General features: G+C 69.5%; 20 protein-coding genes and 1 tRNA gene. 10 read left to right on the top strand and 11 right to left on the bottom strand.

Annotated features, from left to right (window positions below; genetic code table 11):
• Positions 1–33 precede the first annotated feature (33 nt).
• Positions 34–624, top strand: a complete 591-nt coding sequence (locus BLR68_RS06685) for a TetR/AcrR family transcriptional regulator (RefSeq protein ID WP_018187612.1) — start codon at positions 34–36, stop codon at positions 622–624.
• Here the strand turns inward: BLR68_RS06685 and BLR68_RS06680 are convergent.
• Positions 608–1,657, bottom strand: a complete 1,050-nt coding sequence (locus tag BLR68_RS06680; protein WP_018187613.1) for a zinc-binding dehydrogenase — start codon at positions 1,655–1,657, stop codon at positions 608–610. The genes BLR68_RS06685 and BLR68_RS06680 overlap by 17 nt on opposite strands.
• 19 nt (positions 1,658–1,676) lie before the next feature.
• Positions 1,677–2,561, bottom strand: coding sequence for a LysR family transcriptional regulator (locus BLR68_RS06675; RefSeq protein ID WP_018187614.1), 885 nt, complete (start codon positions 2,559–2,561; stop codon positions 1,677–1,679).
• 51 nt (positions 2,562–2,612) lie between these two features.
• On the opposite strand from BLR68_RS06675, the gene BLR68_RS06670 reads away from it, so the two are divergent.
• The 3 genes from BLR68_RS06670 (at position 2,613) to BLR68_RS06660 (ending at position 4,315) form a co-directional block, all read left to right on the top strand.
• Complete coding sequence (locus tag BLR68_RS06670) at positions 2,613–3,803, top strand: MFS transporter (RefSeq protein ID WP_256335336.1); 1,191 nt, start codon at positions 2,613–2,615, stop codon at positions 3,801–3,803.
• Positions 3,804–3,831: 28 nt separating this feature from the next.
• Positions 3,832–4,179, top strand: coding sequence for a hypothetical protein (locus BLR68_RS06665; protein ID WP_018187616.1), 348 nt, complete (start codon positions 3,832–3,834; stop codon positions 4,177–4,179).
• Positions 4,180–4,241: 62 nt separating this feature from the next.
• Positions 4,242–4,315 (top strand) — tRNA-Gly (locus BLR68_RS06660).
• Positions 4,316–4,443: 128 nt separating this feature from the next.
• Here the strand turns inward: BLR68_RS06660 and BLR68_RS06655 are convergent.
• The 3 genes from BLR68_RS06655 to BLR68_RS06645 are packed head-to-tail and all read right to left on the bottom strand — an operon-like array spanning position 4,444 to position 5,479.
• Positions 4,444–4,665: a hypothetical protein gene (locus BLR68_RS06655; RefSeq protein WP_018187617.1), complete on the bottom strand. Its 222-nt coding sequence runs from the start codon at positions 4,663–4,665 to the stop codon at positions 4,444–4,446.
• A 44-nt stretch (positions 4,666–4,709) separates the two neighbouring features.
• Positions 4,710–4,994, bottom strand: coding sequence for a hypothetical protein (locus BLR68_RS06650; RefSeq protein ID WP_143015729.1), 285 nt, complete (start codon positions 4,992–4,994; stop codon positions 4,710–4,712).
• Positions 4,991–5,479, bottom strand: a complete 489-nt coding sequence (locus BLR68_RS06645) for a hypothetical protein (protein ID WP_256335335.1) — start codon at positions 5,477–5,479, stop codon at positions 4,991–4,993. Before BLR68_RS06645 ends, BLR68_RS06650 begins: the two co-directional genes overlap by 4 nt.
• Positions 5,480–5,576: 97 nt before the next feature.
• On the opposite strand from BLR68_RS06645, the gene zapE reads away from it, so the two are divergent.
• Entirely contained in the window at positions 5,577–6,569 is a 993-nt protein-coding gene (gene zapE / locus BLR68_RS06640; RefSeq protein WP_018187620.1) for a cell division protein ZapE, read from the top strand.
• A gap of 75 nt (positions 6,570–6,644) precedes the next feature.
• Here zapE and BLR68_RS06635 read toward each other — a convergent pair whose 3' ends face one another.
• The gene (locus BLR68_RS06635) at positions 6,645–8,489 is read right to left on the bottom strand and encodes an alpha/beta hydrolase family protein (protein WP_256335334.1); all 1,845 of its coding nucleotides are present in this window, start codon (positions 8,487–8,489) and stop codon (positions 6,645–6,647) included.
• Positions 8,490–8,819: 330 nt separating this feature from the next.
• Here BLR68_RS06635 and nhaA point away from each other — a divergent pair, with 330 nt between their 5' ends.
• The 3 genes from nhaA (at position 8,820) to BLR68_RS06620 (ending at position 11,632) form a co-directional block, all read left to right on the top strand.
• Positions 8,820–10,181 (top strand): Na+/H+ antiporter NhaA, encoded by a 1,362-nt coding sequence (nhaA, locus tag BLR68_RS06630; RefSeq protein WP_018187622.1) that lies wholly within the window; start codon positions 8,820–8,822, stop codon positions 10,179–10,181.
• 84 nt (positions 10,182–10,265) lie between these two features.
• Complete coding sequence (locus tag BLR68_RS06625; protein WP_256335333.1) at positions 10,266–10,766, top strand: hypothetical protein; 501 nt, start codon at positions 10,266–10,268, stop codon at positions 10,764–10,766.
• Positions 10,767–10,879: 113 nt separating this feature from the next.
• The gene (locus tag BLR68_RS06620) at positions 10,880–11,632 is read left to right on the top strand and encodes an SDR family NAD(P)-dependent oxidoreductase (RefSeq protein WP_018187624.1); all 753 of its coding nucleotides are present in this window, start codon (positions 10,880–10,882) and stop codon (positions 11,630–11,632) included.
• Positions 11,633–11,688: 56 nt separating this feature from the next.
• Here BLR68_RS06620 and BLR68_RS06615 read toward each other — a convergent pair whose 3' ends face one another.
• From BLR68_RS06615 to BLR68_RS06595, 5 genes are all read right to left on the bottom strand, one after another.
• Positions 11,689–12,033: a hypothetical protein gene (locus BLR68_RS06615; RefSeq protein WP_018187625.1), complete on the bottom strand. Its 345-nt coding sequence runs from the start codon at positions 12,031–12,033 to the stop codon at positions 11,689–11,691.
• Positions 12,034–12,143: 110 nt separating this feature from the next.
• The gene (locus BLR68_RS06610) at positions 12,144–13,190 is read right to left on the bottom strand and encodes an NAD(P)-dependent alcohol dehydrogenase (protein WP_018187626.1); all 1,047 of its coding nucleotides are present in this window, start codon (positions 13,188–13,190) and stop codon (positions 12,144–12,146) included.
• A 103-nt stretch (positions 13,191–13,293) separates the two neighbouring features.
• Positions 13,294–15,567, bottom strand: a complete 2,274-nt coding sequence (locus BLR68_RS06605; RefSeq protein ID WP_018187627.1) for an alpha-L-rhamnosidase — start codon at positions 15,565–15,567, stop codon at positions 13,294–13,296.
• An 82-nt stretch (positions 15,568–15,649) separates the two neighbouring features.
• Complete coding sequence (locus tag BLR68_RS06600; protein WP_018187628.1) at positions 15,650–16,009, bottom strand: hypothetical protein; 360 nt, start codon at positions 16,007–16,009, stop codon at positions 15,650–15,652.
• 79 nt (positions 16,010–16,088) lie between these two features.
• Positions 16,089–16,625, bottom strand: coding sequence for a MarR family winged helix-turn-helix transcriptional regulator (locus BLR68_RS06595; RefSeq protein WP_018187629.1), 537 nt, complete (start codon positions 16,623–16,625; stop codon positions 16,089–16,091).
• A 130-nt stretch (positions 16,626–16,755) separates the two neighbouring features.
• Here BLR68_RS06595 and BLR68_RS06590 point away from each other — a divergent pair, with 130 nt between their 5' ends.
• Entirely contained in the window at positions 16,756–17,097 is a 342-nt protein-coding gene (locus BLR68_RS06590) for a hypothetical protein (protein ID WP_018187630.1), read from the top strand.
• A 142-nt stretch (positions 17,098–17,239) separates the two neighbouring features.
• Positions 17,240–18,112 (top strand): formate/nitrite transporter family protein, encoded by an 873-nt coding sequence (locus BLR68_RS06585; RefSeq protein ID WP_018187631.1) that lies wholly within the window; start codon positions 17,240–17,242, stop codon positions 18,110–18,112.
• Positions 18,113–18,183: the final 71 nt, after the last annotated feature.

Raw genomic sequence — 18,183 nt, 5'->3', positions numbered from 1 at the left:
GGTGCACGGTTTCACGTGATCTACTGTTCGACTATGACCGATGCACCGGCCCGCGGACCGTACGCGAAGTCCGCCGCGCGGCGCAGCGAGATCATCGCGACCGCGACGGCCGTCTTCGGCACGCACGGGTACCGGGGCGGGTCGCTGCGCCAGATCGCGAAGCAGCTGGACCTCGGCCTCACGACCGTCATGCACCACTTCCCCACGAAGGTGTCGCTGCTCGCGGCCGTCCTCTCGCAGGAGGATGCCGCCGACACGGACTTCCTCGAGCGCTCCGCGCGGGACGGCTTCATCCCGACGGTGCTCGCGATCGTCGAGCGGAACATCGCCCGACGCGAGCTCGTGCGCATGTTCACGGTCGTCCAGGCCGAGGCGACGCACGCCGACCACGAGGCGCACGAGTGGCTGCGGCAGCGCTACGCGTCGGTCATCCCCGACTACCGCGACGCGATCGAGCACGACCGCGCGGCCGGACGCCTGACCACGACGGCCGACGCGACGATGCTCGCCGACCTCGTGATCGGCACGTGGGAGGGCATCCAGGTGCGGTGGCTCGCCGACGGCACGGACCCCGTCGCCGCGATGCGCGTCGCACTGGGCGCTCTGCTCAAGCCGAAGGCGTGAGCCGCGGGTCGATCATCGTCATCCCCGCCGGCGAGGCCAAGTCCATGACCGGCAGCAGCTCGGCGGCCTGCTCGAGCGACACGGTCCGCTCGATGAGGTCCTGCGGGCGGAGCGTGCCGCGGGCGATGAGCTCCAGCATCCCGGGGTAGTCCTCGGCCGCCATGCCGTGACTGCCGAGCAGGTCGAGCTCCCACGCGATGGCCCGTGCCAGCGGTGCAGGGGTGAGGCCGGATGCCGAGGGCAGCAGCCCGACCTGCACGTGCCGCCCCCGGCGGCGCAGGCTGTGGATGGCATCCGCGCAGGTCTGTTCGCTGCCGACGGCGTCGACCGAGACGTGGGCCCCGCCGCCCGTGACCGCGTGGACGGCCTCGGGCACGTCACGCCCGTCCGCGACGATGGCCTCGTCCGCGCCGAGCGTGCGGGCGACGTCGAGCGCCGCGGTCGACCGGTCGACCGCGATGACCTTCGCGCCGAGCGCCTTCGCGATCATGACGGCGCTGAGGCCGACCCCGCCGGCACCGACGATCACGACCCACTCCCCGGCGGTCAGCCGCGCTCGGGCGGTGAGCGCGCGGTAGGCGGTGGCGAAGCGGCATCCGAGTGCGGCGGCAGCGGAGAACGAGATCGACTCCGGCACGGCGACGAGGTTACGGTCGGCGGCGTGGAGGGCGACCCGCTCGGCGAACGATCCCCAGTGGGTGAAGCCGGGCTGCTGCTGGTCGGGGCAGACCTGCGCGTTGCCACTGCGGCACCACTCGCACCGGCCGCATCCGCAGACGAACGGCACCGTCACCCGGTCGCCGACCGCCCACTTCTCGACGCCCGCGCCGACCTCGACGACGACGCCCGCCAGTTCGTGCCCGGGAATGTGGGGCAGGGCGATGTCGTCGTGTCCGACCCAGGCGTGCCAGTCGCTGCGGCAAAGCCCCGTCGCGTGGACCTCGATGACAGCGCCGCCCGCGGGCGCGACCGGATCGGGGACCTCGGTGACGACGAGGGGTCCTGCGATCTGTTCCATCACCATCGCGCGCATGCCTCGATTCTGCCGGGCATCAGAACCGCGTGAGCTCCCGGAGCACGGCGATGACGTCGTCGACCGCAGGCGGGCGGGGGCCCGCCCGGAAGACCACGCCCATGTCGCGCGCCGCGCGCGGATCGTCGATCGGCCGCTGGACGCACCCGTCGAGCGGATGCGGCACCTCGGGGCCGATCGCGATGCCGAGCCCGGCGGCGACGAGGCCGTGCAGGGTGCGCAGATCGTCGCCCTCGAAGGCGATGTCGAGCGGCACGCCCTCGGCGGCGAAGAGCTGCTCGAGCGTGCGGCGCAGTCCGTACCCCGGCTTGAGCGTGACGTGCGTCTCGCCGACGACGTCCGCGAGCGTGACCCGCGCGGCCGTCGCGAGCCGGTGTCCCTCGGGGATGACGACCACGAGCGGCTCGTCGTAGAGGTGGAGCGTTTCTCCGGAGGGATGCGTCGCGGCGGCCCCCGAGACGATCGCGAGGTCGGTCCGTCCGGAGTCGAGTTCGGCCAGGCACCCGTCGCGCGCGCCCTGCCAGAGCTGGACCCGGATGTCGGGGCGCTCCTCGCGCAGCCGCCGGACGAGCCGGGGGACGAGGTTCTCACCGAGCGAGTTCTGGAATGCGAGCCCGACGGTCGACCGGGCGTCGTCGAGGGAGTCGAGCGCATCCTGCGCGGCGCGGAGGGCGACGCGCACGCCGGGCAGCATCCGACGCGCGGCGTCGGTGAGTCGGATGCCGCGGCCATCCCGCGCGACCAGGGCGACGCCGAGCCGCGACTCGAGCTGGCGGAGCGCACGGCTCACGGTCGGCTGCGGCACCCCGAGGGCCTCGGCCGCGCGGGTGACGTGCTCGTCGTCTCCCAGCGCGTCGAGCAGCGGAAGATGCGGCAGCAGCTCGGCCAGGCGATCACGACTCATGCAGGAACGCTATCGCTCCACGCGTACGGGTATTGGATTCGCATGCGACACATGCCTACCGTGGAGCGGGTGACGACCGTCGGCATCCCTCCCCTCACCGCGTCGCCCCGCCGGCTCGGCGCCGCGATGTGGACGACGGGGATCGCCACCTTCGGGGTGCTCTACGCGCCGCAGGGCCTGCTGACGGGCATCGCCGAGACGTACCGGCTCACCGCCGCCGACGCGTCGTGGGTCGTGTCGGCCGCGACCCTCGGGCTCGCGCTCTCGATCCTGCCGTGGGCGCTGGTCGCCGACCGGTTCGGACGCAGGCGGATGCTGCGCGTCGCCGCCGTGGCCGCGGCGGTCATCGCCGTCGCATCGCCTCTGCTGCCGGGGTTCGCCGGGCTGCTCGCGGGACGGTTCCTGCTCGGCGTCGCGCTCGGCGGCATCCCGGCTCTCGCGGTCGCCTACGTTCACGAGGCCGCCGGCCCGCAGCGCGCGGGGGTCGCGGCAGGAGCGTACGTCGCCGCGACGAGCGTGGGCGGTCTCGCGGGACGCCTCGTCGCCGCCCCGGTCGGCGAGCTCGTCGGGTGGCGGCTGTCGCTGGAGCTGCTCGGCATCCTCGCGGCGGCGCTGACCGTACTGTTCGCGGTGCTGCTGCCGCCGACCGAGGAGCATCGGCCGGTGCCGTTCGGCCGCAGCCTGCGCATCCTCGGACGGCAGGCCGTCAACGTGCGCGCACTGCCGCTGTACGCGATCGGCGCGATGGTGGTGGGGGCGATGGTCGCCGTCTTCAACGCGCTGGGCTTCCGCCTCGAGGCGGCGCCGTACTTCCTGTCGGCGACGGCCGTCTCTCTCGTGTTCCTGACGTACCTGTCGGGCACGGTGACCTCGCGGCTGTCGGGCGCGCTGGTCCAGCGCTTCGGAACCCGGATGCCGCTGGTCGCCGGCGGGGCCGCGATGACCGTCGGCGCCGCCGTCACGCTGGCGTCGCCGGTGGCCGTCATCGTGGTCGGCGTCCTCCTCATCACGGCCGGGATGTTCCTCGCCCACGCGACGGCCAACGCCGCGACGGCGCGGGCCGGCGGCTCTGGTCGGCAGCACGCCGTCGCGCTCTACAGCGTCGCGTATTACATCGGCTCGAGTGTGCTCGGCACCGTCGGCGCCGCCGCGTGGACCGCGGCGGGATGGGTGGCGTTGGCCGGGCTCGTCGCGGTGCTCGGCGTGCTGGTCGCTCTGGCCTCCGTCAAGGTGCGGGACTGACGACGCAGCCCTCGCTACAGTGCCGGGCATGGACAACTACGGAAGTTACGCGGGGCTCGGCGCCGGCCTGATCATCATGGCGGTCGTCCTCTACGTGGGAACGTTCGCCCTGGCGATCTGGGTGGGTTACCTGATCCAGCGCACCGCCGTGAAGAACGGGATGCTGCGCGCGATGCAGGAGAGCGGAATGACCTTCGCTCCCCGCCCCGGCGCGCCCTACCCCGGGGGTGGACAGCCTGGCGCTCAGCATCCGGGAGCTCAGCCGCCCTACCCCGGTCAGGCACCGCAGGCGGGTCAGCCGCCGCGCCCCACTCAGCCGCCGGTTCCGCCGCAGACGCCTCCGCAGGCTCCGCCGGCGCCTCCGACGAACCCCTGAGCACCGCGACGGGCGAGTGTCCCCGAGCCTTGCTAGGCTTACGGGGCGCCTCCGGGCGCACTGGGGCTGTAGTTCAATGGCAGAACATCTGCTTCCCAAGCAGATAGCGCGGGTTCGATTCCCGTCAGCCCCTCCACTGTCACTTTTCGTGCCGCGTCCTGTGTGGCTTCTGACCGTCCGGGCCGCTGCGTTCGGTGCGTGGCTCATCTGGAAGGGCGTCGCCATCTGGCCCGCCGATAAGCGCTGTCAGACGTAGACCGGAGTTCAGCCCGCGTCGGCGTCAGGCTCGTCCCGCGGCATCCGCGGCTGGCTCACCAGCCACATCGACCGCCAGAAGGCGACCTGGAATACGACGAACGCAACGATCCACAGCACCATCCAGAGCGAACGAAGCGGGCCCTCACCACTCGCGAAAAGGGCGACCGATCCGATCCACACGACCAGGCTGATGATCTGGACGAGCCGAAGCCTGCGGATGCTTCCCATGGCGTCACCATAGGGGTCGAATGGCGTCGTGACGAGACCGCCGCCTAGATGTTCGCGAGGACGGCGAGAGTGAACACCACGACCACGACCGAGAGCGTCAACACCGTCCAGCCCAACCGAGTCGACCCGGTGCTGAGCGGCGGTCGGGAGTCCTCGACGCCGAGCCGCTCTCGTATCTCTGCGGCCTCCCGCTCCAGCCGGTCGCGGTGCTCGAAGTTGGCGTAGTTGTACCCGAGGGACAGACGCGACACTTCGATGAGCTCCATTCGGATCTCTTCCAGCCGCTCGCGGTCCCGCTGAGGCCCGGGATCGGCGGATGCGGGGCTCATCGCCCCAAGGTAGCTGCCGGCCGCTCCGCGGCATCCACCTCGTCGACGGTCCCGACACTGTCGTACGCGTCGAATAGTTCCGGAGAACCCCACTCGGTCTTCGACACGGCCCCATCCGGCCACAGCACGATGACGTCTGCCGGCCCGAGCCAGACAGCAGTGATCTCGATCTTCCGCCCGTCCGTCAACACGAACCGAGTCGACTGCGTCTGCCCATCGGCGAGGTCGTTCAGATCAGACGGAGAGGCGTCGGTCACCGGCATGTCGGAGTACCCGCGCACGAACTCGCTCAGGACCTCAGGAACATCGAGAGTCAACCTGTCGATCGTGTCGGGTACGTCGCCCCACGGGTACTCGTAGTACTCGACGAAGGCGACGTCGTCCGCCGTGATCCCGAGCGACTTCTCCGCGACGGGCGCGCATCCGGCGAGCAGAGTCACGCAGACCGCGGTCAGGACCGTCGCCACACCCCATGGAGCTCTCATGTGCGTCGAAGCTATCGGCCTCCGCGGCGGCGGCACCACCCGAGTGGGTAACGATCGGGACGCAGAAGAGATGCTCGCAGCGTGACACGCTGGAACCGTGCTGAGCAGAGACGAACTCGTCCACGCGGTCGAGGCCGCGGCATCCGCTCAGGGGTTCGCGCTCGACCCGCGGCAGCGGGCGGTCCTGGATCGGCTGGCGGTGCTCGGGGGCGAGCTGGCGACCGGAGAAGCCCGCAGCCTCTATCTGTGGGGCGACGCCGGCCGCGGCAAGTCCTGGTTGGCGGATGCCGCGTACGCCGCCATCCCGCTGCGCGAGAAGCGTCGTGTCCACTTCCACGGCTTCTTCCACGAACTGCACCGCAGTATCCAGCGGCACCGCACTGAGCCCGACGCGGCGGAGCGGGCGATCGACGATGCCGTCGGCGACAGCAGACTGCTCTTCTTCGACGAGCTGCACGTGCACGATCCGGGAGACGCGCGGCTTCTGACCCGGCTGCTCGATCACGCCTTCACCCGCAAGGTCACGGTGCTCGCGACCTCCAACTACGCGCCCGAGGACCTCCTCCCCGACCCGGACTGGCACCACATCTTCGTCCCCGGCATCGCCCTCATCGAGACGAACATGGACGTGATGCCGCTCCAAGGACCGACGGACTACCGGACGATCACCGACAACCACACACGAGGATTCGCGTCGGGAACCTGGTCGACGCGTACCCCGCCGCGCGCGACGACTCCGCCGCAACACCTCACTCTGAACGGCCGGGTCTTCCCGGTGACGTCAGCGGATGCCGGCGAGCTGACGCTGACATTCGATCAGCTCTGCCGCACCCCGACATCGACGATCGAGTACCTGCGATGGGCGCAGGATTTCGACCGGTGGACCGTAACGGGTGTGCCCCGCTTCGACGCGGTCGACCCGCCGGCGCAGCAGCGATTCATCAACCTCATCGACGTGCTCGTCGCCGAGGACCTGCCCGTCGACTTCTACGCCGACGTCGACCTGAACGACTTCCTCGCGGCAGCCTCGCGTCGTCCCGACGCGTTCCGCATGGCAAGTCGCCTGCGCCTCCTCGCGACGGCGGGCTAGCCGCCCGCCGCATCGTCAGCGGCTCGACATTGACTCGGTGCCCGGAACGGCCTCGCCGTCCCGGGCACCGGTTCGTCAGCTCATCACGAGGGAGTTCGTGACGCTGATAACGGTCACGACGGCTGCATTGAGGAAGCCGGCGATGTACGGGTTGTTCGTCTCGCGGTAGATCTTCCGGCTGATGACCGCGGCGACGGCGAGGATGACGACCACCGGGAACAGCCAGATGCTGAAGATGCCACCGAAGCCATCGATCGTCTCCCCTGTGATGAAGAACGTCGTGTACTGCGCGACGACCAGCACGATCGGTCCGAGCGAGTTGAACAGCGCGAGCAGTGCGGTGTTCACCCATTCGCGTCCCCGCAGCGTGAAGCGGTTGAACGAGTTGATCGCCACTGAGTTCGCGATGAAGTAGACGAGGAACAGCGGCAGGACGATCAGGGAGTACCCGATCATTTCGGGGTTGAAGGCCTTGACGGCGATCACCCAGAACCGGAAGTCGGTTTTGAAGAAGTAGTCCAGCACGAACACGATGCCGAAGGCGGCGACGGTCGTCGTCAGCGCAAGCGCCACGCCGAGACCGAAGCGCCGCCAGCCCGGGATGACACCGACGGCCCGCAGGTCCTGACCGCTGCGGCGACCGAACAGCAGGTACGACACGATCATGATGACGAGACCGGCGACACCGTTGATCGCGGCCCAGATGCCGATGAACCACGGCACACCGGGGGCGATGAGGTTCACCGAACCGAACGCGATCGCACCGGCCCACTCGGCCTGGCTGAGCAGCACGTAGCTGAGGATCGAGAAGACGGCCGTGACGACCAGTCCGCCCCAGAACCACACCAGACCGCGGCGCGTGTTCGCCACCGCCGCGATCGGCTCCGAGACGCGCAGCCCCGCGAAGGCACGGGTCGACAGCAGCGCCCGTGTGAACGCGACGAGGAAGATGCCGAAGCCGATCAGACCGAACGTCGTCAGGATCTCCTTGAGCTGCCAGTTCTGGTCTCCTGCCGGCAGCGGGTTCGGTGCGCCGAGGGACTCGTCGAAGAAGTCGACGAGGTGCCCGACGGCCGTGCTCGAGATCGTCGACCACGGGTGCGTCTGCGGCAGCGACCAGACGACGCGCATCGCCTCGGCGCCGTCGACGTCCTGGGTGTAGACCTGCCCGGCCTCGCGCACATCCGACGCCTCGGACGGGTCCTGCCCGAAGTGGAGGAACGACTGGGCGTTGGGGGTGGTGAGGTATTCGCGCGGCGGCGTGAGTGCGTTGCCCTCGGCGTCATAGCTGCGGAAGAAGAACTCGTCGTACTGCGCCTGGATGACGCCGGTGTCACGGCTTCCGTAGATGTTCGTGAACGCGCCGGTGTCGTCGACGTACACCGGGTCGTTGTCGACGAGGAGGACCGAGGCGATGAGCGGCGTCTCGGCCTCGTTGTCGAGCGCGACCGAGAAGTTCGCCGCACGCGCGCCGTTCGAGTGGCCGGTCACGCCGATCCGGCTCGGGTCGACGTAGGGCAGGTCGGCGATGAGCTTCACGGCGTCGTACATGCCGGTGCCGCCGACGGCTTCCTGGCCGGCGGGGAGCGGGTCGGAGTTGCCGTGCCCGTACATGTCGATCGACAGCACGACATAGCCGCGCCGGGCGAGCTCCACGTAATTGGCGTCCTGCATCTCGCGGTTGTTCCACCACCCGTGGCTGACCACGATCGCCGGGCGCGGATCCTCCGCCGAGACCGCAGCCGGCTTGAACAGCAGGGCGCTCATCTGGCGACCAGAGGCGGCCTCCCACCGCAGGTCCTCGACGGCGACGCTCCCGCCGACGGTTTGCACGAGCGACGCGCCGACGCTGGAGACCAGCATCAGCACAAGTGAGATGGCCAACCAGAAGGTGTTGCGCCGGAAAGTTCGATGCCTCATCGAAAGGTGCTCCTTCACACGCGGACCCCACATCGGGCCCGATATCCACGCCGGGCTCATTCCCGTCGCGCGACCGCCAATCTATGGAGATTCCTATGAACCCGTTGCGGAATGCACACGTGTGCAGGACTTTCCCCGACCCGCCTCGCACCGTCGCGACTTTTTTGCGAGCCGACCGAACAAAAGTGCAACGAAGGATGCCGCGGCTCGGCGCGCCACCGAGGAAGATGCCACCCCCGGCCCACAGGCGGTCGGACGGTAAACTGGTCGCGGCGCGTCGGGAAGTCTGGTCGACATTTCTGTCTGTCGACCCTTCCGGAGGACCGCCCCGTGAACACGCCGAGCACTGACCGTACCGACCTGCGCGCGCCACGCTGGCGCGGTCACACCGAGGCCGCCCGCGTGTCGGCGATCCTCCGCAAAGAGGCCGTCGGAGGAGCGCTGCTCGTGATCGCCGCCGTCGCAGCCATCGTGTGGGCGAACTCACCGGCATCCGACAGCTACTTCGCCCTGCGCGACTTCCGCGTCGGCCATGAACCGTGGCATCTCGAGCTCTCCCTCGGCGCATGGGCGGCCGACGGCCTGCTCGCGATCTTCTTCTTCCTCGTGGGACTCGAACTCAAACGCGAGCTCGTCGTCGGCGATCTACGGCGGTTCAGCACGGCGGTCGTCCCGGTGACGGCGGCGATCGGCGGCGTGGCCGTGCCGGCTCTGATCTACGTCGCCGTGGTGCGCGGGCAGGAGGGGCTGGTCCAGGGGTGGGCGATCCCCACGGCGACCGACATCGCGTTCGCCGTCGCCGTCCTCGCTCTCGTCGGGTCGCACCTGCCGAGCCCGCTGCGCATCTTCCTGCTCACCCTCGCCGTGGTGGACGACCTGATCGCGATCGGCATCATCGCGGTCTTCTACACCGAGGACATCGCGGTCGTCCCGCTCGCGGTGGCTGTTGCGGTCGTCGCACTCTACGGCTTCATCGCGCAGCGCTACCGGTCGCTGTTCGCCGGCCGCCCGTTGGCGGCCTGGCTGGTTCTCCTGCCGATCGGGTTCGTCGCCTGGGCGTTCCTGCACGCGTCGGGCGTGCACGCCACCATCGCCGGCGTCGCCCTCGCCTTCACGATCCCGGTCAAGGCTGCGCGTGGCGCGACCGACGGCCCCCGCGCGACCGACCTCGCCCACGAGTTCGAGCACCGCTTCCGCCCGCTGTCGGCCGGCTTCGCCGTACCCGTCTTCGCCTTCTTCGCCGCCGGAGTCGCCGTGGGCGGCACCGACGGCATCCTCCGCGCGGCCACCGATCCGATCGCCCTCGGCATCGTCGCGGGACTCGTGCTCGGCAAGCCGATCGGCATCCTGCTCGCCGTCCGCGCGCTGACACTCGTGACGAAGATCCGGCTGCACCCGGCGCTGCGGTGGGTCGACCTCCTGGGCGTCGCGCTGCTGGCCGGCATCGGATTCACCGTCTCGCTGTTGATCGCCGAGCTCAGCTTCCCCGCCGGCTCGACCGAGGGTGACGACGCGAAGATCGCCATCATGATCGCGTCCGTACTCGCGGCGCTGATCGCCTCCGGCATCCTCATCGCCCGCAACCGCCGCTACCGCCGGATCGCAGCCGAAGAGACCGTGGACGAGGATGCCGACGGCACGCCCGACATCTATCAGGAAGCGCCTGCGCCCACATCGCCGCACCAGGGGTAACGTCGCCTGCGCACGAGAAATGGTGAGCCGGGAAGTCTGGTCGGCAGCGGTCGCTCGACCGTTCCCTTCGAACGAAAGCCAGTGATGGAACACCCCGTAGTGACACTCGGCGACACGGACACCGCTGTCGCCCGCGGGATCACCGCCCGCCGACCCCTCGACGGCGAGGAGGTGAGCCGCCCGCGCGCGGTCGTCGCCTTCGCCGATCTGCGCGACTACTCCCGCGTGACGGGCAAGGATCGTCTGCGTGCGCTCGCGACCTTGGCGGCTGTCGAGACGAAGCGGCATGTCGGGGTGCGACAGCTCGTGTTCGCGGTGACTCTCGCGCCACGACATGCACTGGCGTTCGACCGGGTCGCGTCCGCGCTGGGTGCGCGTGTCCACGCGGAACTGGAGCGCGACAATGCGCGGGACGTCGAGGTCACGTTCCTGGATGTCAGCGAGTGCGGGGACGTCCCGGCGCTGACGGAGCGCCTTCTCGACCGTTGCGCGGACCCCGTGGGCCAGCACGGCGTCGTGGTGCTCGACTGGGATGACATCCGCGATCACTCGATCCGGCGAGCCGCGCGGGACCAGTACCTCTGATACCCACTTTTCCGCGCTGGGCAGGAATGCCAACGCCGGGCATCCGTTGTATTCAGATGCATGGCACCGGCCGCGAGAGTCACGGCGTCAGGCCTGCGAAAAGAGGTAACGCAATGGCACGGTTCGACGGCAAGACGGCACTGGTCACCGGCGGCGGCAGCGGCATCGGCGCGGAGATCGCCCGCAAGCTCGCGGCCGAAGGCGCGTCGGTGGTGGTCACCGACATCAAGCTCGACGCGGCCGAGAAGGTCGTGACGCAGATCACGGATGCCGGGGGCACCGCATCCGCGTTCGCTCAGAACACGGCGAAATGGCAGGACTCCGAGACGGCCGTCCGCTACGCGCAGGACACTTACGGCGCCCTGCACCTCGCGGTCAACAACGCCGGCATCGGCGCCGCCCCGCAGAACATCGGCGACTACGACATCGAGGCGTGGGACCGAGTTCGCGCAGTCGACCTCGATGGCGTCTTCTACGGGCTGCGGTTCCAGCTGCCCGCGATCGTGGCTGCCGGCGGCGGCGCGGTCGTCAACATGGCGTCGGTGCTCGGCTCGGTCGGCCTCGCGCAGAACGCGGCCTATGTCGCCAGCAAGCACGCCCTCGTCGGCCTCACAAAGGTGGCGGCCCTCGAGTACACGGCTCAGGGTGTGCGCACGAACGCGGTCGGCCCGGGCTTCATCGACACCCCGCTCGTGCGCGCGAGCCTCTCGGGTGACGCACTGTCGGCCCTCGAGAAGGAGCACGCCACCGGCCGACTCGGAACGGATGCCGAGGTCGCAGCGCTCACGCTCTTCCTGCTGAGCGACGAGGCATCCTTCATCTCGGGCAGCTACCACCTCGTCGACGGCGGCTACTCCGCCCACTGACGACACTGCTCCGCCCCCGCGAGGACGCTCGTGCGGGGCGGAGCCGCCCCTGCGTGTCAGGCGGTCGGCGACGCCTCGATGTGGGCGACCGAGCGCACCTCGAGGTAGCCGCACAGATCCGCGGCGGTCCCGAGTTCCGCGACGAGCGCGGCGGTCTCCTCCGCCGACAGCGCGACCTCGTCGAGCTGAGGCTCGAAGACGACGCGCCAGCGCGCATCCTCATTCATCGGAGGGCGGACGTAGACCGTCGTCGACGCGTTCCGCAGCGGAACGACGACGAGACCCCCGTCATCCCCCCACGAGTCGTCTTGGATGACGACCTTGATGAGGTCCCCGTCCTGCCGCGCGGCGACGAACTCGTCCAACCAGAGCTGCAAGGTTTCGCGACTGCGGTACGGCATGTGTTCGTCTTCCTGGCGCGACGGCGTGCCGGTGCCCCCGGCGGGACGACGTCGTGCTCTGTCGCGAGGGTAACACCCCCGGACGACGCCGTCCCGTCGGGTATCCGAACTCAGTCCTTCAGCGTCTCGATGTCGATCACGAAGCGGTAGCGGACGTCGGAGCGCAGCACGCGCTCGTAAGCGTCGTTGATCTCGTCCGCACCGATCAGCTCGGTCTCGGGAGCGATGCCGTGCGCGGCGCAGAAGTCGAGCATCTCCTGGGTCTCGGCGATCGATCCGATGTTCGAGCCGGCGAACGAGCGGCGGTTGCCGAACAGGGTGAATACGCGCAGCGACAGGGGCTCGGACGGTGCGCCGACGTTGACCATCGTGCCGTCCAGGCGCAGCAGACGCAGGTAGTCCTCGAGCTTCAGCGGCGCGCTCACGGTGTTGATGATGAGGTCGAACGTGTTGGCGAGGGTCGTGAACGTCGACGCCTCGCTCGTGGCGTAGTAGTGCGTCGCGCCGAACCGCTTGCCGTCCTCCTGCTTCGACAGGCTCTGCGACAGGACCGTGACCTCTGCGCCCATGGCGGCGGCGATCTTGACGGCGAGGTGTCCGAGCCCGCCCATGCCCACGACGGCGACCTTGGAGCCGGCGCCGACCTTCCAGTGCGCGAGCGGCGAGTACGTCGTGATGCCGGCGCACAGCAGCGGCGCGACCGACTCGTACGGGAGCGCCTCGGGGATGCGCAGGACGAAGTCCTGGTCGACGACCACCTGCGTCGAGTAGCCGCCCTGGGTGATCGTGCCGTCGCGGTCGACGGACCCGTAGGTCTGGGTATTGCCGTTCAGGCAGTAGTTCTCCATGCCGGCGAGGCAGTTCTCGCACTCGCGGCAGGAGTTGACCATGCAGCCGACGCCGACCCGGTCGCCGACGGCGAAGTCCGTCACCTCGGAGCCGACCTCGACGACCTCGCCGGCGATCTCGTGGCCGACGACCTGCGGGTAGGTCACCGGACCCCAGTCGCCGCGGACGAGGTGGATGTCGGAGTGGCAGATCCCGGCGTAGCGGATCGCGATGAGGACGTCGCGGGGTCCCGTCTCGCGGCGCTCGATCGTCGTGCGGACGAGCGGGTCGGTCGCGGACGGCGCGGCGTAAGCGGCGACAGTAGGCATGGGGTCTCCTTGCTGATCGATAGACGGATGCCTCGGGTCGGGGCATCCCTCACGGGAAACGCTACGCCCGCCCTCTGATGAGTCTCATCGGAAGCACCGCGGGTCAGAGCGTGCTCGTGAAGACGTGTCCTCCGCCGCGGACCTCGACCGTCCGCCCGTCGGGGAGGACGACCTCGGCCGGCACGTCATCGGGGAGCGCGACCTCGACGGTGAGCTCGCCCGACGCGACCCGCCACGCGACGCTGACCTCCCCCTGCCGGGTGCGCAGCGAGGTCTCGGCCCACTCGATGCCCGGCCCGGGGCGAGGCTGGACGCGCACGCGGGCGTAGCCGGGGGCGGCAGGCCGAAGCCCGCCCACCACCTGGTGGATCCAGTCCACGACGGCGCCGAGGGCGTAATGGTTGAAGCTCGTCATCTCGCCGGGGTTGATCGACCCGTCGGGAAGCATCGAGTCCCAGCGCTCCCACACGGTCGTCGCGCCCATCGTGATCGGGTAGAGCCAGGACGGACACTCCTTCTCGAGCAGCAGCCGGTACGCCTCGTCGACATGCCCGGTCTCGGAGAGTGCCCACGTCACGTACGGCGTGCCGGCGAACCCGGTCGTCACCCGGAATCCGGACTCGCGGACGATCTCGGCCAGGCGCGCGGCGGCCCGGCTCCGCAGGCCGCCCTCGAGGACGCCGAACGTGATCGCGAGGGCATAGACGGTCGCGCAATCCGACCGGACGATGCCGTCGTCGTCGACGTAATGGCGGACGAACGCGTCCCGCGTGCGCGCGGCGAGGCCGCGCCAGCGGTGCGCCTCGGCATCGTTCCCGAGGACGGCGGCCGCCTCGGCGGCGAACGAGGCCGACCGGTACAGGCACGCCGTGGCGACGACTGCGGCATCCGCCTTTGCGGCAGCGGGATCCTCGGGAGGCGCGTCGGGGTCGAGCCAGTCGCCGAACTGGTTGCCGCGCTCCCAAAGGCCCCGCTCCGAGATCAGCGGCTCGATCGACGACAGGTGCATCGCCATGGCCGGGTAGTGCGCCGCGAGGCGATCGGCATCTCCGTAGGCCTGCCACAGCGCCTGCGGAACCCACACCGCAGCATCCCCCCAGATCGCGGTCGGACCGGCCCATTCGCTCAGGTGACCCGCGGGGAAGTTCGCGTACTTCAGAACGGCCGGCACGACGAACGGCACGGCGCCGTCGGGGGCGTGCTCGGTCTCGAGCCGCAGGTCCTGCAGCCAGCTGTCGAGGAAGTCCGCGGTGTCGAAGGAGAACGACGCGGATGCCGCGAACGCCGCGATATCGCCGGTCCACCCCAACCGCTCGTCCCGCTGCGGGCAATCGGTCGGGACGCTCAGGAAGTTGCCGCGTTGGCTCCACACGGAGTTCTCGACGAGCCGGGTGACGAGCGGATCGGAGCACGAGAACCGACCCGTGCGAGCCATCTCGGAGTGGACCACGACGGCCTCGAGATCGGCGGCGCGCAGCTCACCGGGCCACCCCTCGACCTCCGCGTAGCGGAAGCCGTGGAACGTGAACGTCGGCTCGAAGGCGTCGACCCCGCCCGAGAGGACGAACTCGTCGGTCGCGTCGGCCGAACGCAGCGGCCGGACACCCAGCTCGCCGTCCTCGAGCACCTCCGCGTGGCGGATGCGGATGAGGTCGCCGCGCGGCCCTTGGACGGTGAATCTCAGCCATCCCACGAGGTTCTGCCCGAAGTCCACGAGCGTCCGCCCCGACGGCGAGCGCCACACGCGCCGCGCAGGAACCGCCTCGTGGCGCCGCACCGGCGGCGACGTCTGCGGGGCGAGCACGCCGTGATCGATCTCGCTCGTGCGCACGGCCAGCGGGGCACCGCCCTCGCGCAATCGAGCGTCGACAATCTGACCGCGGTAGAGCGAGTTGCGGGTGACATCGGATGCCGCGGCACCCCAGGCATCCGATGTCGACACCCGCTGCACGGACCCGTCCCGATAGACGACCTCGAGGGTCGCGGCGACCGCGATCTCGTCGCCGTAGTCCGCATCGGCGTCGCCGAATCCGAGATGCCCACGCCACCACCCGTTGCCGAGGATCAGCGCCAGCCGCACCTCATCGTGCCCGCCGCGGACGGTCCGCGTGACGTCGAACTGCTGGTACGTCAGCCGCCATTCGTAGGAGGTCCACCCGGGGTTGAGCACCGAGTCCGTCACCGGCACGCCGTCGACCTCCGCCTCGTACACACCCCGGGCGGTCGCCCACAGCGTGGCGGTGACGACGTCGTCGCGGGGCGCCGTGAGCGGGACGGTCGCAGTGAACCTCGGGGCGACGCCTTCAGCGGCCTCGGCCGAGAGGAAGACCGCTTCGGACAGCGGCGACACAGGGACGGGTGACGCGGACACCGGCATGGAGAGCCCCTTCGCTCAGACGTGAACCAGGGCTCAGCCTAGAGTCACGCCGAGGCGCGGGGTCGTCGTGTCGCGAAACGTTTCAGCGGGATCCGAAACCGTCGAGGTCGGGGTCCCAGTAGGTGTCGGGTTCGATCTCGTAGGCCTGTTCGCCCGAGCTTTCGACCTCGCGGGGGAAATGCGGGTGATGGCGCAGCTGAGCGGCGGCGAACGAGAAGTCCGGCTCCGTGCCTTCCCATTCGGTCGCCACCGACAGCACGTCGTTCCCCACGCCGATGACGAGGGATGCCTCGCCGATCTCGTGATTCTTCTCGAAGACGATGGGGATCGTGACGGCATCCGCCCGTCCGAGTTCTGCGACGGCGGCGGTCAGGGTGATGAGAGCCTCCGCCACGTCATCGGTCGTGACCACGGTCTCGCCGGCGTAGGTGATGCATCTCATACCCCCACTATGCGTGGTGATACGCGTTTGCCCGGGGGTGTTGCGCTGGCGCCCCGAGCCGGATACAGCACCCCGGCCGTCAGGCGTCGGCAGGCTCGTCGACGATCACCGGAGCGACGTCGTCGACGGCATCCGACATCCGTCGGAGGAAGTCCACCACGTGCTCCTGCGCGTCGGGGCTCATGCCCACGGCGACGTCGTACATGAGTCCGTGCATGCGTCCGAGCGTCTCGCGCACCTCGCCGTCGGCGTGGGGAGTCGCTTTGACGAAGATGCTGCGGCGGTCCGTCGGATTGGCGACGCGCTCGATGCGGCCGGACTTCTCGAGCCGGTCGAGCATCGTCGTGATCGACGCCGACGTCACGCCCAGGTACTTCACGAGCTCAGCGGGCCGTGCCGAGTGATCGGGCTGGCGGAGCAGGAAGCGCAGCGCGAGCATCTCGTTCTCGCCCATCGACATCGAATCCCGCGTGCGGCGGCGCATGGCCGATTCGGCGGCGCGGTAGGTGCGGAGCGCCTCGAGGACGCGGCGTGCCCGTTCCCGCTGACCGGGCGACTCGTCGTACCAGTATCCGGCCGTCGCGGGCCCGTCGTCACTGGTCTTCGCGTCGGACACATTCACTCCCCGGTCATGACGCCGATTGCGCCGATGTCGTCGAGAATAGGTGATGAGAGAGGGAGCGAACTCGCCCGTGGCCACGTGTCCGCGGATCCGCTACCCTCACCCGACCCGGGGAGGAATCCGGATGCCGTTCCGCAGTAAAGAGACCCTCGAGACGTGGGTGTCCGAGTTCCATGACGCGCGCGGCGCAGGCGACCGGATCAAGGTCATCGTCCAGGACGGATCCGACGGCGCCGACACGGGTCTCGTCATCGTCCCTCTCGAGCACGCGACCATCTCGATCTCCATGGAGCCCGTCGAGATCGGCGAGGCATCCTGGCGCGTGACGTTCGAACCGCAGCCCGACACGACGATCCTCAACAGTCATCAGCTCCACGGCATGGCCGCCGAGCTCGCCGTCGCCGCGGAGCTGTGCGCGTACCTCGAAGCGCGCTCCGTCGGTCACGCGGAGCCAGACGACGCCTGAGGCCCCTTCCTTCTCACATCGCGACCTCTTCGTTTGAGAGGAAGAGGTAACCAAAGCGGTCGATCCCCGCGCGATCGGGGGAAACACCCGCCCTTTAGCGTCGAGCCTCACACCCGGCTCCACGACTGAAAGGGATTCTGCGATGACGTACGTCAAGCCCACCGAGCTCGTCCAGACCGTGATCGACGCCGGCGCGTCGAAGGTCATGCTTTCCACCCGCGACACCCTCATCCGATCGATCATGGGCGGCGCGATCCTCACGCTGGCGGCCGCCTTCGCCGTCACGATCAGCGTCACCACCGGCAGTCCGCTCCTCGGTGCCGTGCTGTTCCCGATCGGGTTCGTGATGCTCTACCTGCTGGGCTACGACCTGCTGACGGGCGTGTTCGTGCTCGCCCCGCTGGCGTGGCTCGACAAGCGCCCGGGTGTCACGCTCGGCGGCATCCTCCGCAACTGGGGACTCGTGTTCCTCGGCAACTTCATCGGCGCCTTCGCGATCGCCGTGCTGATGGCGATCGTCTTCACGAACGGGTTCTCCACCCCGCCCAACGAGGTCGGCCAGGCGATCGGCCACATCGGCGAAGGCCGCACCGTCGGCTATGCCGAGCACGGGGCGAACGGCATGCTGACCCTGTTCGTCCGCGCGGTCCTCTGCAACGCCATGGTCGCCACCGGCGTCGTCCTCGCGATGGTCTCGAAGGATGTCATCGGCAAGATCGTCGCGATGTGGATGCCGATCATGCTCTTCTTCTTCATGGGCTTCGAGCACTCGATCGTGAACATGTTCCTGTTCCCCTCGGGTCTGCTGCTGGGCGGTGATTTCACGATCGGCGACTACCTCATCTGGAACGAGATCCCGACGGTGGTCGGCAACCTCGTCGGCGGACTGCTGTTCGTCGGACTGCCGCTGTTCTTCACGTACGGACGCCCCGCGGCCCCCCGCCGCGTGCGCGCCTCGCGCCGTGAGGATGCCGCCCGCGCCGCCGCGGCGGACGCGCCCGTCGCCGTCCGGTGACGACCGTGGCCCGCCCCGTAAAGAGCCCGCAACACGGCGGGACCTCGGCTGCAACGTCGCCCGCCTACGGT

It is taken from the genome of Microbacterium sp. 77mftsu3.1, assembly GCF_900100525.1.
Classification (GTDB): domain Bacteria; phylum Actinomycetota; class Actinomycetes; order Actinomycetales; family Microbacteriaceae; genus Microbacterium; species Microbacterium aquilitoris.
This window is presented reverse-complemented; position numbering and strand designations above follow the sequence as displayed.

Excerpts from the sequence above, each read along its gene's own strand:
- BLR68_RS06685 (WP_018187612.1), top strand. The coding sequence starts at position 34 with ATGACCGATGCACCGGCCCGCGGACCGTACGCGAAGTCCGCCGCGCGG.
- BLR68_RS06680 (WP_018187613.1), bottom strand. The coding sequence starts at position 1,657 with ATGCGCGCGATGGTGATGGAACAGATCGCAGGACCCCTCGTCGTCACC.
- BLR68_RS06675 (WP_018187614.1), bottom strand. The coding sequence starts at position 2,561 with ATGAGTCGTGATCGCCTGGCCGAGCTGCTGCCGCATCTTCCGCTGCTC.
- BLR68_RS06670 (WP_256335336.1), top strand. The coding sequence starts at position 2,613 with ATGCCTACCGTGGAGCGGGTGACGACCGTCGGCATCCCTCCCCTCACC.
- BLR68_RS06665 (WP_018187616.1), top strand. The coding sequence starts at position 3,832 with ATGGACAACTACGGAAGTTACGCGGGGCTCGGCGCCGGCCTGATCATC.
- BLR68_RS06655 (WP_018187617.1), bottom strand. The coding sequence starts at position 4,665 with ATGGGAAGCATCCGCAGGCTTCGGCTCGTCCAGATCATCAGCCTGGTC.
- BLR68_RS06650 (WP_143015729.1), bottom strand. The coding sequence starts at position 4,994 with ATGAGCCCCGCATCCGCCGATCCCGGGCCTCAGCGGGACCGCGAGCGG.
- BLR68_RS06645 (WP_256335335.1), bottom strand. The coding sequence starts at position 5,479 with ATGAGAGCTCCATGGGGTGTGGCGACGGTCCTGACCGCGGTCTGCGTG.
- BLR68_RS06635 (WP_256335334.1), bottom strand. The coding sequence starts at position 8,489 with ATGAGGCATCGAACTTTCCGGCGCAACACCTTCTGGTTGGCCATCTCA.
- BLR68_RS06625 (WP_256335333.1), top strand. The coding sequence starts at position 10,266 with ATGGAACACCCCGTAGTGACACTCGGCGACACGGACACCGCTGTCGCC.
- BLR68_RS06620 (WP_018187624.1), top strand. The coding sequence starts at position 10,880 with ATGGCACGGTTCGACGGCAAGACGGCACTGGTCACCGGCGGCGGCAGC.
- BLR68_RS06615 (WP_018187625.1), bottom strand. The coding sequence starts at position 12,033 with ATGCCGTACCGCAGTCGCGAAACCTTGCAGCTCTGGTTGGACGAGTTC.
- BLR68_RS06610 (WP_018187626.1), bottom strand. The coding sequence starts at position 13,190 with ATGCCTACTGTCGCCGCTTACGCCGCGCCGTCCGCGACCGACCCGCTC.
- BLR68_RS06605 (WP_018187627.1), bottom strand. The coding sequence starts at position 15,567 with ATGCCGGTGTCCGCGTCACCCGTCCCTGTGTCGCCGCTGTCCGAAGCG.
- BLR68_RS06600 (WP_018187628.1), bottom strand. The coding sequence starts at position 16,009 with ATGAGATGCATCACCTACGCCGGCGAGACCGTGGTCACGACCGATGAC.
- BLR68_RS06590 (WP_018187630.1), top strand. The coding sequence starts at position 16,756 with ATGCCGTTCCGCAGTAAAGAGACCCTCGAGACGTGGGTGTCCGAGTTC.
- BLR68_RS06585 (WP_018187631.1), top strand. The coding sequence starts at position 17,240 with ATGACGTACGTCAAGCCCACCGAGCTCGTCCAGACCGTGATCGACGCC.